This window comes from Gammaproteobacteria bacterium (assembly GCA_035501935.1).
Taxonomy (GTDB): domain Bacteria; phylum Pseudomonadota; class Gammaproteobacteria; order JAJPIJ01; family JAJPIJ01; genus JAJPIJ01.
The window spans coordinates 1-16,196 of the sequence record DATJVC010000003.1 but is presented as its reverse complement, the minus strand read 5'-3'; the positions used below and the strand labels follow the sequence as shown (position 1 = coordinate 16,196).

Genomic DNA, 16,196 nt, shown 5'->3' with positions numbered 1-16,196 from the left:
CAATCATGTATTTCCACTATACACCATTTCCGCAGAAGCGTTGTTCCTTGGGCCTGTAACCCAGCCCCAGTACGTAGGTTTCACTGGATCTGCCGCGTGAGGCCTGCGGCTTGCGTATCACCACCCTGGTGAACCGCTGGCGCAACTCGCGCACGTATGCTTCGAAACCTTCGCCCTGAAACAATTTGACGAGAAAACTGCCGCCGGATTTCAGCACCCTTTGGGCGCAGAAAAACGCGCATTCCGCCAGATTCATGCTGCGTGCCTGATCCACGGCCTTCATTCCACTCATATTGGGGGCCAGATCCGATAAAACAAGGTCGGCCCCCGCTTCGCCGACCGCCCGCGACACCGCCTCATTGACGGCGGGCTCGGTAAAATCGCCCGAAATAAACGTCACGCCGGGCACGGAGGGCATGTCCAGCAGATCAGTGGCGATCACGCGGCCATTCGGGCCCACCAGACGCTGCGCCACCTGGCTCCAGCCGCCGGGCGCGGCGCCCAAGTCCACCACTGTCATGCCCGGTTTGAATAGTTTGTCGCGCGCGCTGATCTCCATCAGCTTGTAGGCGGAACGGGAACGGTACCCTTCCCTTCGCGCCTTGCCGACATAGAGGTCCGTCTCATGCTCGCGCAACCAGCGCCTGCTACTGCCCGATTTTGCCATGTCGTGAAAAGGGGGACCGCGGGACGCCTATTCGTAGCGTACGGCAATGATTTCGTATTCGACCCGGCCGCCGGGCGCGTCGACTGCCGTGGTTTCGCCCTCCTGCTTGTTGATGAGCGCGCGGGCAATGGGCGAGCCGATGGAAATCAAACCGGCGGCAATGTCCGCCTCATCCTCGCCGACGATGCGGTACATCACTTCATCACCGGTCTCGCAATGAACGATGACCACCGTGGCGCCGAACACGACACGCCCGTTGGCCTCGACGGCGCGCACGTCAATAATCTCTGCGGTGGCCAGCTTGCCCTCGATCTCGGCAATGCGACCTTCGATGAAACTCTGCTGCTCGCGCGCGGCGTGATACTCGGCGTTCTCGCTCAGATCGCCGTGGGCGCGCGCCTCGGCGATGGCCTGAATGACGCGGGGCCGCGCTGTCGTTTTCAAGTGATGCAGTTCATCGCGCAGTTTCTGCGCGCCGGTGACCGTCATCGGTGTTTTTTTCATCGGTTCAATTCCCGAGGCTGCGGTGCAAATCCTGCAAGCGGTTGACCTGTCCGCGCGACTGATCCTCCAACGCCAGTACCGTGGCCATGGCACCGGCCATGGTGGTGGTATAGGCCACCTTTCGCTGCAGGGCCGAGCGTCGGATGGTAAACGAATCGGCGATGGCCTGCCTGCCCTCGGTGGTGTTCACGATCAGGCTGATCTCGTCGTTCTTGATCATGTCAACGATATGCGGCTGGCCCTCCAGTACCTTGTTGACCTGGGTACAGGATACACCCGCCGCCCCGAGTGCCGCCGCCGTGCCGCGCGTGGCCACGATGTCAAAACCCAGGGCCTTGAGGCGCCGGCCAATTTCCACCGCCTGCGGCTTGTCCTGCTCGCGCACGCTGATGAAGGCGCGTCCTCCGCGGGGCAAATCCACACCTGCGGCCAGCTGTGATTTGTAAAACGCCTCGCCGAAGGTACGCCCCACGCCCATGACCTCGCCGGTTGATTTCATCTCCGGCCCCAGCAGCGCGTCCACACCCGGGAACTTGATGAAGGGGAACACCGACTCCTTCACTGAATAATAGCCGGGGACGACCTCCCGGGTGATGCCCTGTTGTTTGAGCGTCCGGCCCGCCATGCACAGCGCCGCCACACGGGCAAGGGGCACGCCGATGGCCTTGGACACGAAGGGCACGGTGCGCGAGGCGCGCGGGTTCACCTCCAGAACATAAATGTCCCGGCCCTGGATGGCAAACTGCGCATTCATCAGACCGACGACGTTCAGGGCCTTTGCCATTTGCACCATCTGCCGGCGCAATTCATTCTGCATCTCCGGCGTCAGGCTGTACGGCGGCAGCGAACACGCCGAATCGCCGGAATGTATGCCAGCCTGCTCGATGTGTTCCATGATGCCGCCGATCAGGACATCCTTGCCGTCGGAAACGGCATCGACGTCGACCTCGATGGCCTGATCCAGAAATCGATCCAGCAACACCGGCGATTCATTGGACACCGCCACCGCCTCGTTCATGTACCGGTTGAGATCCTCCTCGTTGTACACGATCTCCATCGCCCGCCCGCCCAGCACGTAGGAAGGACGCACCACCAGCGGGTAACCGATCTCCTGCGCCAGATGCGCCGCCTCCCCCGGTTTGCGCACGGTCCGGTTCGGCGGCTGCTTGAGTTTGAGTTGTTTAAGCAACTGCTGGAAGCGCTCGCGGTCCTCGGCGACATCGATGGAATCCGGCGTGGTGCCGATGATCGGCGCAGCGGCGGCAGACAGCGGCCGCGCCAGTTTGAGCGGCGTCTGGCCGCCATACTGGACGATGACCCCCTTCGGTTTTTCGACGCGGATGATCTCCAGCACGTCCTCCAGCGTCAGCGGCTCGAAGTACAGCCGATCGGAGGTATCGTAATCCGTCGACACCGTCTCCGGATTGCAATTGACCATGATGACCTCGAAGCCTGCCGCGCGCAGCGCATAGGCCGCCTGCACGCAGCAGTAATCGAATTCGATGCCCTGGCCGATGCGGTTCGGGCCGCCGCCCAAGACCATGATCTTCTCGCGGCCGGTCGGCCTCGCCTCGCATTCTTCCTCATACGTGGAGTAGAGGTAGGCGGTGGAAGTGGCGAATTCGGCGGCGCAGGTGTCGACCCGCTTGTAAACCGGGTGCACGCCGTGGCGTTCCCGCAGCGCGCGTATGGCGGCCTCCGTCGCACCCGTCAACGCCGCCAGCCTGCGATCGGAGAACCCCTTGCGCTTCAACTGCCGCAGGCGGCGCGCGTCCAGCGCCGACTGGCCGTCCCTGCGGATGATCTCCTCTTCCCGGACCAGGTCCTCGATCTGCGCCAGAAACCACGGATCGATCCGGCACAGGTCGTGAATCTCCTCCGATTTCAGGCCCCGGCGCAACCCGTCCGCCACGTACCACAAACGGTGCGCGCCCGGCACGCGAATCTCGCGCTTGAGCGCGGTCAGGTCATCCTCATTGGCATCGAAGATTTCATTCAGGCCGTCCATGCCCGTCTCGAGCCCCCGTAACGCCTTTTGCAGGGACTCCTGGAAGGTGCGGCCGATGGCCATCACCTCGCCCACGGATTTCATCTGCGTGGTCAGCCGATCCTCGGCCTGGGGAAATTTCTCAAACGTGAAGCGCGGCACCTTGGTCACGACATAATCTATCGTCGGCTCGAAGGACGCCGGCGTGGCGCCGCCGGTGATGTCGTTTTTGAGCTCGTCGAGCGTGTAACCCACCGCCAGCTTGGCCGCCACCTTGGCGATCGGGAAACCGGTGGCCTTGGAGGCCAGCGCCGAGGAACGCGATACACGCGGATTCATCTCGATGACGACCATGCGCCCATTTTCGGGATTGATGGCGAACTGCACGTTCGAGCCGCCGGTGTCGACGCCGATCTCACGCAGGATGGCGATCGAGGCATCGCGCATGATCTGGTATTCCTTGTCGGTCAGGGTTTGCGCCGGTGCCACCGTGATCGAGTCGCCCGTGTGCACGCCCATTGGATCGAAATTTTCTATGGAGCAGACGATGATGCAGTTATCGGCGTGATCGCGAACGACCTCCATCTCGAATTCCTTCCAACCCAGCAGTGATTCTTCAAGCAGTATTTCGGTCGTCGGCGAGGCATCCAGCCCCCGTTGCACCATCTCGACAAATTCCTCGCGATTATAGGCAACGCCGCCGCCGGTGCCGCCCAGAGTAAACGAGGGCCGGATGATGACCGGAAAACCCACCTTGGGTTGCGCGGCATTGGCCTCCTCCATGCTGTGGGCGATGGCCGAACGCGCGGACGCCAGACCGATCCGCGTCATCGCCTCCTTGAATTTCTGCCGATCCTCGGCCTTGTCGATGGCCTCCGGCGAGGCGCCGATGAGCTGGCAGCCGTGTTTCCCCAGCACGCCGTGGCGCACGAGATCCATGGCGCAATTGAGCGCCGTCTGTCCGCCCATGGTCGGCAGCACGGCGTCCGGCTTCTCCTTGGCGATGATGGCCTCGACGACTTCCCAGCGGATCGGCTCTATATATGTGGCGTCCGCCATTTCCGGATCGGTCATGATCGTGGCCGGATTGGAGTTCACCAGAACGACGCGGTAGCCTTCCTGCTTCAGCGCCTTGCAGGCCTGCGCGCCGGAATAGTCAAACTCGCAGGCCTGGCCAATCACAATCGGCCCGGCACCGATGATCAGAATCGAACGAATGTCAGTCCGCTTCGGCATGGGGGTCAGCGCCGCCTGTTCATCAGATCAATGAAATGATCGAACAGGGAACCGATGTCGTGCGGACCCGGGCTCGCCTCCGGGTGGCCCTGGAATCCGAAGACGGGCTTGCCCCGGTAATGCAGCCCTTGCAGCGTGCCGTCAAACAACGAACGGTGGGTGGCCCCGACCGTGGGCGGCAGGCTGGCCTCGTCCACGGCAAAACCGTGATTCTGGCTCGTGATCATGACCCGACCGGTGTCGATCTCCAGCACCGGATGGTTGGCGCCGTGGTGGCCGGTCTTCATCTTGACAGTACGGCCGCCGCAGGCCAACCCCAGCAACTGATGGCCGAGGCAGATGCCGAACACCGGGACGCCGCTTTCGATAAAGTCCCTGATGGCGGCAATCGCATAATCGCAGGGTTCCGGGTCGCCGGGTCCATTGGACAGGAAAATGCCAGCCGGCTTCTGTTTCAACGCTTCAGTGGCGGGCGTTTTCGCCGGTACCACGGTTAAATCACAACCACGATCGACGAGCAGGCGCAGGATGTTGCGCTTGACGCCGTAATCATAGGCCACCACTTTATAAGGTCTGTCCGTGGGCGCATTGCCCTCCGGGGCATCCAGGCGCCAGCTCCCCTTTGTCCATGCGTAGGGTTTCGCTGTGGTCACTTCCCTGGCCAGATCAGCGCCTTTCAGTCCGGGAAATTTTTGTGCCGCGCTGATGGCGGCCTTCTCATCAATACCTTCGCCCGCCATGATGCAGCCGCGCTGCGCCCCCTGATCGCGGAGGATGCGCGTCAGCCGTCGCGTATCCACATCCGCAATCGCCACCACGCCCTGCCGCGCCAGATAGTCCGGCAGCGATTCCTGCGCCCGCCAGTTGCTGACCGCAAACGGCAGGTCGCGGATCACCAGGCCGCTGGCATAGGTACGCGCCGATTCCTCGTCTTCGCGATTGGCGCCCACGTTGCCGATGTGCGGGTAGGTCAACGTGACAATCTGCTGGTAATAGGAAGGGTCGGTCAGGATTTCCTGATAGCCCGTCATGGCGGTATTGAACACCACTTCACCCACGCTCCGCCCCAGGGCGCCGATGGCGGTGCCGTGAAACAGGCTGCCGTCTTCCAAGGCAAGCAAGGCCGGGGGGCGCATATCTCTCCTCCACACATAGAAAGCGGGAGTCATCCTTCGATGACTCCCGCCAGTGAACCCTGGTTTCGAATTGTACTTGAACTCATCTCAAAAATCCGTGCATGCGCGAGGCGCTAGATAAAACACCGGCACCGCTCTTCAGTCCCCGTTCGGGGCAACCAGTGTTAATATAATATTTCAAGTCTACATCAGGGATTATCCATGCCTCCGCGCCGATTTCTGCCGTTCGTTCTATGCATATTCTCACTGGCCGCCTGTTCAGGAGATCAGAACGGCGCGCCATCCAAAACCCCGCCACCGAAGACCGCTCCGGCGAACGCGGAATCCGCCAGCCCGCAGGCCCCCGCGGCCGTGGTTGAAAAACCACCGGCTGAAGTGACGCCCATCCCCGCCAAGGCGGAGGCGCCACCGCCGGCCCCGGTTGCCGCAACAACAAAACCCATAGACGGTGAGCAGATCGTCCGCGGCGTTTGCATGGCCTGCCACGAGGCCGGCATGAACGGCGCGCCTAAATTCGGAGATAAATTCGCCTGGAAGCCGCGCATCGCGCAGGGCCGCGACAAACTCTATGAACATGCCATGAAAGGTTTTCGAGGCATGCCGCCGCACGGCGGCAACCCCACTCTTAGCGACGATCAAATCAAGGCCGGCGTGGATTACATGGTCAAGGCAGCCGGCGGATACCCGAACTGATTCATTTACATCGGCGGAACGGAACAAGCAACGCCAGACACCGCCATGCAAAAGTCAACCGGGATGACCCCCTGCCGGCTGGAGGACATTCCGGATCGTTCCGGGCGGGGTTTCATTGTAGAACGGGATCACGCCCTCCTGTCCATCTTCATCGTGCGGAATGGTTCAGCTGTATATGCCTACCACAATGTCTGCCCGCACAAGGGGCTGAACCTGGACTGGCAAAAAGATCAATTCATGGATCCCGGCGGCGAATACATCCATTGTTCGAATCACGATGCCTTGTTTCGCATCGAGGACGGTTATTGCATCGCCGGCCCCTGCCGTGGCGCGCGGCTGCGTCCGCTGCCCGTGATGGTCAGACAGGACGGGGGAATACAGATCGCCTAACCGGCGGGAAACAACCACGGCGCCTCGCGGGCGCGTCGCGCTTCATAGCGGCGGATGTCGTCGGCATGTTCCAGAGTGACGGCAATGTCATCAAGACCGCGCACCAGCCGCTCCTTCAGATCAGGGTTGAATTCAAACCCAAGCGCCTCCCCCGAGGGCAGCGTGATGCTCTGCTGCGGCAGATCGACCCTGAGCGCATAACCCTCCCGGGCCTGCACTTCCTTGAATAAGCGATCGATCGCCGTCGGCGGCAGGGTCACGGCCGGCAGGCCGTTTTTGCAGCAGTTGCTGAAAAAAATGTCGGCGAAACTGGGCGCGATCACACAGCGTATGCCGTAATCGAGCAGCGCCCAGGGCGCGTGCTCGCGCGAGGATCCGCAGCCGAAATTTTCGCGGGCGAGCAGTATGCTCGCGCCACGGTAGCGCGGCTGATTGAGCACGAAATCACGGTTGAGCGGCCGCCGGCCGCAATCGGTGCCCCACTCGCCGCGATCCAGGTAACGCCACTCATCGAACAGATACGGCCCGAAACCGGTGCGTCCCGTCGCCTTCAGGAATTGCTTGGGGATGATTTGATCGGTATCGATATTGGGTCGATCCAACGGCACGACCAGGCCTTCATGACGCGTGAACGGCTGCATGGTCAGATCCCTTAAGAGAGCTGCCGTACATCGGCGATATGGCCGGTGATGGCGGCGGCGGCGGCCATGGCGGGGCTCAGGAGATGCGTGCGCCCACCGCTGCCCTGCCGCCCTTCGAAATTGCGGTTGGAGGTCGAGGCGCAGCGCTCGCCCGGCGAGAGCCGATCGGGATTCATGCCCAGGCACATGGAGCAACCCGGTTCGCGCCATTCGAAGCCGGCATTCTTGAAGATGCGATCCAGCCCCTCCTGTTCCGCTGCGCGCTTGACCAAACCGGAGCCAGCCACCACCAGCGCCAGCTTCACGTTCTTTGCCACTTTCTTCCCACGCACCACCTGGGCCGCGGCGCGCAGATCGCTCAGGCGCGAATTGGTGCAGGAGCCGATGAACACCTTGTCGATGGCTATCGACGTCATTGGCGTGCCCGGCTTCAAATCCATGTATTTGAGCGCGTGCCGCATGCCCTCGGCCTTGACCGGATCGGCCACCGACGCCGGATCGGGAACGCGGCCGTCCACCGGCACCACCATTTCCGGCGAAGTGCCCCACGTCACCTGCGGCGTGATCCCGGCGGCGTTGATACGCACCACCCTGTCGAAATGGGCGCCGGGATCCGAATGCAGATCGCGCCATGCCGCCACGGCCTGATCCCATCGTGCGCCCGTGGGGGAATAGGGCCGGCCACGCACGTACTCGATGGTCTTGTCGTCCACCGCGATCAGGCCGGCGCGCGCGCCCGCCTCGATGGACATGTTGCACAGGGTCATGCGCTCCTCGATGGACAGCGCGCGTATCGTTTCACCCGCGTACTCGATGGTGTGGCCGGTCGCGCCCGCCGTGCCGATGCGGCCGATGATGGCCAGGATGAGGTCCTTGGCGCTGACACCGGCGCCGAGCCGGCCGGTGACGTCGATGAGCATGTTTTTGGCCTTGCGCAACACCAGGCATTGCGTGGCGAGGGCGTGCTCGACCTCGGAGGTGCCGATGCCGAGGGCCCAGGCGCCCAGCGCGCCATTGGTCGAGGTATGCGAATCGCCACAGACGATGGTCATGCCCGGCAGTGACGCCCCCTGTTCGGGGCCGATGACGTGCACGATGCCATTGCGCGGATCGCGGATGCTGAAATGGGGGATGGCCCACTCGCCGATGTTTTGCTCCAGCGCCTCCAGTTGCCGGCGCGAGATCGGATCCTTGATCACGGTTTGATCGTCGGTCGGCACGTTGTGATCGAACACCGCGAGATTGGCGTCGATGCGCCATGGTCTGCGTCCGGCGTGCTTCAGTCCCTCGAAGGCCTGCGGCGAGGTGACCTCGTGCACCAGGTGCCGGTCGATGTAAATCAACGCCGCGCCGTCGCCGTAGTCGCGGACGACGTGCGCGTCCCAAAGCTTGTCATAGAGAGTACGCGGTGCCATAAATCTTCAAATCGGCCCGGAAAGGGCGCGGTAGTATACCTCACATGGTGCAATGCCGTTCGCCCTGAGGCCTGTCCTGAGCTTGTCGAAGGGGGCGAACGTTATGTTTCACACAATTTGTTGTTCGTGCTTCGATACGCACAGCGTACCCTGGCCTGAGTGTGTCGAAGGCTCAGCACGAACGGTTACTTTATTCGCCGGCGATCCTGATGACTGTGCGGCCCGTCTGCGCGCCATTGAGCATGGCGGCGAATATTTCATCCAGTTCCTCCAGGCCGGCCACGCGGGTGACGATTTTATCCAGATGGCGCGGTTTCCAGTCCGTGGCCAGGCGCTGCCAGACGCGCGCCCGCCGTTCCACGGGACAACCGGAAGCCGTGATGCCGATGAGGCTCACGCCGCGCAGGATGAACGGCATCACCGTAGTATGCAGTTCCGTGCCCCCCGCCAACCCGACGCTGCAAATATTGCCCCACGGTTTTGTGGTACGGGTCAGCCAGGCCAGCACCTCGCCGCCGACATTATCTATGGCGCCGCCCCAGATCGCCTTTTCCAGCGGCTGCGTGCCCAGGTCCCGAGTGTTGCGATCCAGAATCTCCGCCGCCCCCAGCGTCCGCAAATAGCCCTGTTCCTTCATCTTGCCGGTCAGCGCGGTGACGGCATAGCCGCGGGCGCTCAAGACGTCGATGGCGATGCTGCCCACCCCGCCGGTCGCGCCCGACACCAGGATCGGTCCGGCATCCGTGCGCTGGCCGTTTTCCTCCAGCCGTTGGAGGCAGAGGCCCACCGTGAAACCCGCCGTGCCTATGGCCATCGCCTCATACAGGCTCAGACCCGCGGGCAGCGGCACCGCCCACGCCGCCGGCACACGCACCATTTCGGCGTAACCACCGTCGTGCGCGGTGCCCAGATCAAAGCCGGTGACGATCACGCGATCGCCACTTTGGAAGCCAGGCGTGGCGGAGGACTCGACGATGCCGGCCGCATCGATGCCCGGTATCCGCGGATAGGCGCGTATGATTTTGTTCCGGCCGGTGGCGGCCAGCGCATCCTTGTAGTTGACGCCGGAATAACAGACCCGGATCACCACCTCCCCGGACGACAGTTCTTCAAGACGCACCGTCTCCAGACGACCTCTGGCCCCGCCCGCCTCTTCATGGACACGGTACGCCCTGAAATTCATTTTTCCTTGTCCACGATGGGAACTATCAATAGTGTCCGGGGCCTAATTTATCCGGCGGAAAATCCATAAAAATCAAATTCCAATGATCATGCATTCTGCGCTAAACTCTGCGCCGCTTCGAGGCCGGAAGGGCCTATTTTATAATGAAAATAGCGGGTCACCCGCCTGAGGAGAACTTCATGAATGTAGGCTGCCGTATCCTGTTTTGCGCCGCCCTGCTGGCCCCGGCCCTCGCGCTGGCCGATTTCAATGAGGGCGTGGCCTATTACGCCCGTGGTGAATACGACAAGGCCGCGCAAATACTCATCCCGCTGGCGGAAAACGCCAATCAGCCCATGGCCCAATATTTCCTCGGCGCCATGTATGCCAGGGGCCAGGGCGTGGAGCAGAGTTACGAGCAGGCCGCCAAATGGTACCGCAGCGCCGCCGAGAAGGGCATCGCCCCGGCCCAGTACAAACTGGGGCTGCTCTACCGCGACGGCCGCGGGGTGCCCCACGATATGGAATACGCCTATGCCTGGTTCAGCGTCGCCACCAAACTCGGCCATCAACTGGCGCCGGTGGCCCTGAGTGCGGCGGAGGGCCAGATGGCCGCCACGGAACTGGACGCGGCGAAAAAGTTGTCGGAAGAATACATCCAGAAATACGCCATCAAACAGGAGGAGAAACCGGAGGGAGAGGATGAACCCCTCCAGGGGCCGCCACCACAGATGCAGCAATAATCTTCGCAATATTAGTCAACCGACAAAAAACCCGGCAATGCCGGGTTTTTATTTGTGAACCCCGCCACGTTTTTTTACCAGCCGCCTTCCATGCGGTGCCGATAAACGATCTACCAGCTCATTTTGCTTAATCTCTCTTAACGAAGCGAGAACGTTTTTCTTCCATTTGGGGCCTCGCCTGCAAACCTCGCTCAGCGTATCTTCCAAGTGGGTGCTGTCAGTCTTCTGAAATACGGCTGTCAGCTCCCGCGCCTGGGCAAGATCCTTGATCTTTAGGGTGATATTGATCCTGTTCATCCGTGCGCCCTGAGGTACTCAAGTCCGTTCGTACTGAGGCCTGTCCTGAGGTAGCGAAGGATATCGAAGTACGAATGGCCTTACCTTTGGTACCTTAAGGACAAACGGAAATGGGCGTCTCAGGCGACCATCAGGCTGAGCAGCTTGTGAATATTGTTCAGAGACGCCATGTGCAGATAAATCAATTCCAGATAATCCTTCTTCAACAGCATCTGGATCTGCGCATCCGGCAGGGCCTTGAGCTTGGTGCGGTTGACGCATTGCAGGCCGGACAGGGCGAATTTCTCCCCGCTCTTCAATTCCACATTGGCCTGTATGGGTTCCAGAACGTTGAGTGATTTGAGCGTCTCGCAAAATTCGGTGGTGCGGGCGATGTGCACCTGGTAGTCCTTGAGAAATTCCAGTGCGCGCTTGAGCTGCGGGCCGTCTTCGCCGTCCCTCGAGATCAGCCGTTCGCCCTCCTTGTCGCAGTTGAATCCGGGGTAACCCTCGTCGATGCAGACGGTGAACTGGGTTCCCTTCTCATCCGTGGCCAGGATGAAGGGATAGCGGCGGACATAGGCGGGGATATAGCGGGCCTTCCAGACCCCACCCTCCCCTACAAACAGGTTTTGGTTGTTGCGGATGCCCAGCAGCGCCAGTGGCAGAATTTCACCCGTGGGGGTGCCGGCAAAAACCACCGGATATTCCAGCGCCGCCTGCGGAAACTCCACTGCGGCGACGAATACGCTGTTGGTTTCACGTGCGAAGGAAAATCCGGATTCCGCCTTGATATAGAGATTGCGGTGCTGATCACGGTTGAGCGGCACCAGTTTTTTATAGAACAGCGGCAACCGCACATCTACCGGAGGGTTCCCCTTTACCGTCTTGGTTTCGGTCTTTTTTTCCACTTTCATTGGCATATTCTGCTCGTTCTGACCGCTATTTTTGCCGCGCCGCTTGAAAAGGTCGAACACCCTCCCTTACCTCGTCGCCAGCGGGGCACTCATGCGCTGCCGGCGCAGATAATGCGCGGGATTCTAGTAATTGCGGTAGCGGTGCGGCAGGGTGATATCGCCGGCCCAGGTCAGCCGGTTGCCCGCGCGCACGTCAAACCATTGATAGCTGCTGACGCTGGCCGGGATGAGCGGCAGCTGCAACGCCGACTGTTGATCAATGATCTCCTCTTCCTCAAGGTGCTCCTCCAGCTTGGGCGCCGTTTTCGGTGCGGCCTTGGGCGCCGGTTTCGCTTCGGGCTTGGCTTCAGACTTGCCCGGCTTCTCCGGCACCTGCTCTTCAATATCCAGATTCTCCTCGAGCGATTTCGGTGGCGTAACTTTGGGCGCGGCCTTGGGCGCCACTTTGGGTTCCGCCTTGGGCGCGGCTTTGGGTGCCGGGGCTTCTTCCTCAATACCCGGCTCTTCCTCCTCGGGTGACGGTTTCGCCTTGCCACCGCCGGCCGGGGCGGGTTTGCCCGCGGGCGCCGCCTTCTCCTCCTCTTTCGACGGTCCCAGTTCTTCCTCACCGCCGCCGCCCAGATCCTCCAGATTCTCAGGCGATTCCTCGGCCTCCTGCTGCTCCTTCTGATAAGCCTCCAGTTCCGTGCGGTAGCTGCGGAAATTCTCCAGTTCCTTCTGGAATCCGGCAATGAGCGTATCGACCTTGGCGGGCTCGACCTTGCCGCCTTCCTTGCTCTTCACCAGATCGCCGATGCGCGTCTCCAGGCCGCTGATGAGTTCATTCAATTGCTCCATGGTGACGCTGGGCGCGCAACCTTCAAGGTCCTCGCACTGCGAGATGTCCATGGCGATGCCGTTGCCGACGACGCCGAAGAGCGTCAACTCCGTCTCGAACAGGCCGGTGTCGAGGTATTGCAGCACCGCGTTGGCCGATAGTGCCGCGCCGGGGTTGGAGAAGGTCAGTTCCTGGAACTGCAGGTTCACACCGAACACGTTGCCGATATTGTTCGGATCAAATCCGAATATGCCCTGGAAACTTCCCTCGTCAATCGCGCTCGCGTCGGTCACCGCGAAGGCGGGATCACCGGCCGAGGTATCGCCCTGGAACAACGCGATGCCGCCGTTGTTCAGGTTCAGGCTGATGTTCTCGGAGCCCTGCAGGTTGTTATTGGCGATCAGCAACAGATTGCCCGCGGTCAGTGTCGTCGGCGCGGTGGCAGTAATGGTGCCCAGCGGCGAGTCGCCCACAGCGGCGATGATGATCTGCCCGCTGCCGCCCGCCGTCCCTGCCACCACGTCGCCACCCGCCAGTTGAACATCATTACCCAGCAACATGACCGAGCCGCCCTCACCGACAACGACGTCTTGAGTGACAGTCAATATGTTCGTATTGACAGTGACCTTCGAGTTATCGGTGAGAGGCAGTATCGCCGTCGGCGCGACCGTGCCGCCGATCACGAGGCTGCCGGTGTAATTCGTCATGTCAGGCAGAATCAAGGTCACGCCTATATTGAGATCGGCCCCCGGCGTCCCAGGGATGGTCAGTGAGGCCGTGTGGTCGGTCTGTCCACTGCTGGTAATTGAACCAAGTACCGGCTGCGCTATCCCGGGAACCAGCACATCGTCTCCCGCGCCGGTATCTATGTTAAAGACCGTCCCGTTGAGGTTGTATGTATCCGCACCATCATCACCCTGAATATTGCCGTTCAACGTACCGCTAATGTTAAAGGTGTTGGTAGTAGTACTGGTGGGTCCCAGTACGTTATAGGCGAACAGACTGAGGTTATTGGTGCCGCTGGCATTAAATGTGTCGATCTGATTGCCGCCCACCAGATTATTGAAGCCGGAAAAATTGACCGTGCCGACGCCATCGCCATCCGTGACGTTGCCGCTGCCGTTATTGACGTTCCAAGTGTTGTTGATATTTGCACCAAACAATACGGCGTTACCGGGGCCCGTGATGGTGGTCATGTTCACCGCCGCCACATCGGATCCGATGCCGGGCGTACCCAGATAGACAAAGGGGAAATAGGTAACACCCGTCAAATCCAGATTGTTAGTGCCAGTGCCGCCATTCAAGACGCCGGTAACCGAGCCGAAATTGATTACATTGAAGGTGTCATTTGCCGTGCCGCCGGTCAGGTTGGGGAAGCCGGAGAAAGTGCTGGTATTTGTCCCGTCAAAGAAGGTGCCGCTATTGGAGTTGTCGATGGTCCAAGTGTTGGTGGTATTGCTGCCCAACAGCGTCTGGTTGGAGTTATTGCCGATGAAATCCTCCATGTTGAGTACGCTGGTGATCGAGACCGTTCTGGCGCTGGGATCATTGGAATAGTCGGCAGTATCGGTCCCCCCGCCACCGTCCACGTTGCCGGTGATGGTGCCGCCGGCGAAGAACTGGAATGTGTCGTTGCCCGTGCCGCCGGTCAGATTCTCAATGCTGCTGAACGTAAAGCCATTGACGTCGCCCTTATCTGCGCCAGTGATGCTCCATGTATCGTTGTTGTTGGTGCCAATCAACGTGTCGTTCTTGCTACTGCCGACCAGATTGTCGATGTCATCGAACGTCGTACCGACACTGCTGGCTGTGCCGGTGAATCCATGGAAGCTGCCGGGGCCTGCGAGGGTCACGGTCACGGCAACGCCGCCATTGCCGGAGTAATCGAGCGTGTCCGTGCCGCCAGTGCCACCGTCAATCGCACCCGTCACGTTGCCGCCGGTAAACTGGAAGGAATCGTCATCGCTGCCGCCGGTCAGGTTCGCGAAGTTTTTGAATGTGCCGGACAACTCCGTCACCGACCCGGTATCCGCTCCACTGATCTTCCAGGTGTTGGCGACATCGTCGCCCTGCAAGGTGTCGCCGCCGCCGCCGCCGTCCAGATTCGCGATCTGGCTGAAGGTCAGGGTGTTGGTGCCATTGAACACGTTGCCCGCATCCGTGCCCGTCAGCGTGAAGGTTTCAGCGCCGCCGGCGCCAATCAACTTGTCGCCGGCATTGCCGCTGCCGACCAGATCATCGATGTTGTCGAAGCCACCCGTTATGGCGGTGGCGGTGCCCTGATAACCGTCGGTGGTGCCATTGTTCGTCAGGGTCACTGTGACGGCGCTGCCGTAACCGGAGTAATCCAGCGAGTCCGTGCCGGCGGCGCCGTCGATCTTGCCGGACAAATCGCCGCTGGGACCAAAGGCGAAGGTATCATTGCCGGTGGTGCCGGTGAGGTTGCCCCAATTGGTGAAGATGATGCCGTCCACCGTGCCGCTGTTATGACTAGTGATACTCCAGTTATTGCCGTCAATCAGCGTGAAGTTCGTGGTCCCGGCGCTATCACCGCCTATCAATTGTTCGATGTTGATCGCTCCGCTGAGTCCGCCGGCCAGATCGACGGTGACGGTGGCAAGCGCGGAGTAATCCACCGAGTCGACGGTTGACTGGCTGCCACCGTCAATAGTGCCGCTGACGCTGCCCGCGGCCGTGAAAACGAAACTGTCATCGCCGCTGCCACCGGTCAGGTTGGCAATCTGGCTGTACTTCATGGTCGAAGTGCCATCAGTCACCGTGCCGGCATCCGAGCCATTGATTGTCCAAGTGCTGTCGTTGTCATCGCCAATCAAGGTATCGCCCGTGTTGGTCCCCACGAGCACGGAGATATCGTCGAACGATCCGCCGATACCGCTGGCGGTGCCGGCAAAGTTGGCGTTGGAAGTGCTGCCCGGACCCGTGAGGGTCACCGTGATGGTGCTGCCGTAGCCGGAGTAGTCCAGCGTATTGCTGCCGCCCTCGCCCTCGACGTCGCCGTCCACCGAGCCGGCCCCGGTAAAGGCGAAGGTGTCGTTGCCGCTGCCACCGGTCAGGTTGGGGAAGCCGGTGAAGGTGACAGTGCCGCCGACGTCGCCACTGTTGGAACCGGAAATAGTGAACGTATTGGTGCCGCTGTCGACGGCCAGGGTGTCATTGGCGTTGTCGCCCACGAAATTGGTGACATTGGTGAAGGTACCACCCAGCACCGTCACGCTGCTGCCGTTGACGCCGCTGATGGTGCCGGCCGTCAGATCCACCGTGTTGGCCTTCCCGGAAATTGCCGAGATATCGATGGTGTCTTGAGTGGCGGCGCCGCCGCCATCGATGCCGCCACCACCGCCGGGCCGGTTCAAGCTGCCGTTGTTCTGGAAAACAAACGTGTCATCACCCGTGCCGCCGGTAAGGCTGTCAATATTCCTGAAGCCGCCGCTCAACGTTCCCTGAAGCACGCCACCGCCGAGATCAGTGCCATCGGCGTTGGTCAGCGTTCCCTTGTTCGCGCCGGTGATCGTCCAGGTATTGGTGAAATTATCAGCCGTGATCGTATTGATATCCTGGGCGGTACCGCAGCCTGAGGAACTGCAGCCATCG

13 protein-coding genes are annotated in these 16,196 nt (G+C 61.1%); 3 read left to right on the top strand and 10 right to left on the bottom strand.

The genetic code is table 11. The features are described from left to right. Positions 1-16 precede the first annotated feature (16 nt). From VMH34_00270 to carA, 4 genes are read right to left on the bottom strand one after another with little or no spacing between them, the layout of a single operon-like run. Complete coding sequence (locus VMH34_00270) at positions 17-667, bottom strand: RlmE family RNA methyltransferase (protein HTT07219.1); 651 nt, start codon at positions 665-667, stop codon at positions 17-19. A 27-nt stretch (positions 668-694) separates the two neighbouring features. After that, entirely contained in the window at positions 695-1,171 is a 477-nt protein-coding gene (gene greA / locus VMH34_00265) for a transcription elongation factor GreA (protein HTT07218.1), read from the bottom strand. Between the two features lie 4 nt (positions 1,172-1,175). Next, positions 1,176-4,394 carry a carbamoyl-phosphate synthase large subunit gene (carB, locus tag VMH34_00260; protein HTT07217.1) on the bottom strand — a complete coding sequence of 1,073 codons (3,219 nt, stop codon included), beginning with the start codon at positions 4,392-4,394 and terminating at the stop codon, positions 1,176-1,178. 5 nt (positions 4,395-4,399) lie between these two features. Next, positions 4,400-5,530 carry a glutamine-hydrolyzing carbamoyl-phosphate synthase small subunit gene (gene carA, locus VMH34_00255; protein HTT07216.1) on the bottom strand — a complete coding sequence of 377 codons (1,131 nt, stop codon included), beginning with the start codon at positions 5,528-5,530 and terminating at the stop codon, positions 4,400-4,402. Positions 5,531-5,731: 201 nt separating this feature from the next. On the opposite strand from carA, the gene VMH34_00250 reads away from it, so the two are divergent. Both VMH34_00250 and VMH34_00245 read left to right on the top strand, forming a co-directional pair. Beyond that, on the top strand, positions 5,732-6,223 hold the full coding sequence (locus VMH34_00250) for a c-type cytochrome (GenBank protein ID HTT07215.1): 492 nt from the start codon (positions 5,732-5,734) through the stop codon (positions 6,221-6,223). A 45-nt stretch (positions 6,224-6,268) separates the two neighbouring features. Continuing rightward, complete coding sequence (locus tag VMH34_00245) at positions 6,269-6,613, top strand: Rieske (2Fe-2S) protein (GenBank protein ID HTT07214.1); 345 nt, start codon at positions 6,269-6,271, stop codon at positions 6,611-6,613. Here the strand turns inward: VMH34_00245 and leuD are convergent. From leuD to VMH34_00230, 3 genes are all read right to left on the bottom strand, one after another. Beyond that, entirely contained in the window at positions 6,610-7,254 is a 645-nt protein-coding gene (gene leuD / locus VMH34_00240; protein HTT07213.1) for a 3-isopropylmalate dehydratase small subunit, read from the bottom strand. The genes VMH34_00245 and leuD overlap by 4 nt on opposite strands. An 11-nt stretch (positions 7,255-7,265) precedes the next feature. Continuing rightward, positions 7,266-8,669 (bottom strand): 3-isopropylmalate dehydratase large subunit, encoded by a 1,404-nt coding sequence (gene leuC, locus VMH34_00235; protein ID HTT07212.1) that lies wholly within the window; start codon positions 8,667-8,669, stop codon positions 7,266-7,268. A 190-nt stretch (positions 8,670-8,859) separates the two neighbouring features. Next, complete coding sequence (locus VMH34_00230) at positions 8,860-9,852, bottom strand: oxidoreductase (protein ID HTT07211.1); 993 nt, start codon at positions 9,850-9,852, stop codon at positions 8,860-8,862. 179 nt (positions 9,853-10,031) lie between these two features. On the opposite strand from VMH34_00230, the gene VMH34_00225 reads away from it, so the two are divergent. Then, positions 10,032-10,574, top strand: coding sequence for a tetratricopeptide repeat protein (locus VMH34_00225; GenBank protein HTT07210.1), 543 nt, complete (start codon positions 10,032-10,034; stop codon positions 10,572-10,574). Positions 10,575-10,622: 48 nt separating this feature from the next. On the opposite strand, the gene VMH34_00220 is transcribed toward VMH34_00225, so the two are convergent. The 3 genes from VMH34_00220 to VMH34_00210 all read right to left on the bottom strand — a co-directional run. After that, complete coding sequence (locus VMH34_00220) at positions 10,623-10,871, bottom strand: hypothetical protein (GenBank protein ID HTT07209.1); 249 nt, start codon at positions 10,869-10,871, stop codon at positions 10,623-10,625. Between the two features lie 119 nt (positions 10,872-10,990). Next, a complete protein-coding gene (locus VMH34_00215; GenBank protein ID HTT07208.1) occupies positions 10,991-11,767 on the bottom strand; it encodes a SapC family protein in 777 nt (258 codons plus the stop codon). A 123-nt stretch (positions 11,768-11,890) separates the two neighbouring features. Next, positions 11,891-16,196, bottom strand: a 4,306-nt coding sequence (locus VMH34_00210) for a hypothetical protein (protein HTT07207.1), incomplete at its 5' end; no start/stop codon positions are given.

Excerpts from the sequence above, each read along its gene's own strand:
- VMH34_00270 (HTT07219.1), bottom strand. The coding sequence starts at position 667 with ATGGCAAAATCGGGCAGTAGCAGGCGCTGGTTGCGCGAGCATGAGACG.
- greA (HTT07218.1), bottom strand. The coding sequence starts at position 1,171 with ATGAAAAAAACACCGATGACGGTCACCGGCGCGCAGAAACTGCGCGAT.
- carB (HTT07217.1), bottom strand. The coding sequence starts at position 4,394 with ATGCCGAAGCGGACTGACATTCGTTCGATTCTGATCATCGGTGCCGGG.
- carA (HTT07216.1), bottom strand. The coding sequence starts at position 5,530 with ATGCGCCCCCCGGCCTTGCTTGCCTTGGAAGACGGCAGCCTGTTTCAC.
- VMH34_00250 (HTT07215.1), top strand. The coding sequence starts at position 5,732 with ATGCCTCCGCGCCGATTTCTGCCGTTCGTTCTATGCATATTCTCACTG.
- VMH34_00245 (HTT07214.1), top strand. The coding sequence starts at position 6,269 with ATGCAAAAGTCAACCGGGATGACCCCCTGCCGGCTGGAGGACATTCCG.
- leuD (HTT07213.1), bottom strand. The coding sequence starts at position 7,254 with ATGCAGCCGTTCACGCGTCATGAAGGCCTGGTCGTGCCGTTGGATCGA.
- leuC (HTT07212.1), bottom strand. The coding sequence starts at position 8,669 with ATGGCACCGCGTACTCTCTATGACAAGCTTTGGGACGCGCACGTCGTC.
- VMH34_00230 (HTT07211.1), bottom strand. The coding sequence starts at position 9,852 with ATGAATTTCAGGGCGTACCGTGTCCATGAAGAGGCGGGCGGGGCCAGA.
- VMH34_00225 (HTT07210.1), top strand. The coding sequence starts at position 10,032 with ATGAATGTAGGCTGCCGTATCCTGTTTTGCGCCGCCCTGCTGGCCCCG.
- VMH34_00220 (HTT07209.1), bottom strand. The coding sequence starts at position 10,871 with ATGAACAGGATCAATATCACCCTAAAGATCAAGGATCTTGCCCAGGCG.
- VMH34_00215 (HTT07208.1), bottom strand. The coding sequence starts at position 11,767 with ATGAAAGTGGAAAAAAAGACCGAAACCAAGACGGTAAAGGGGAACCCT.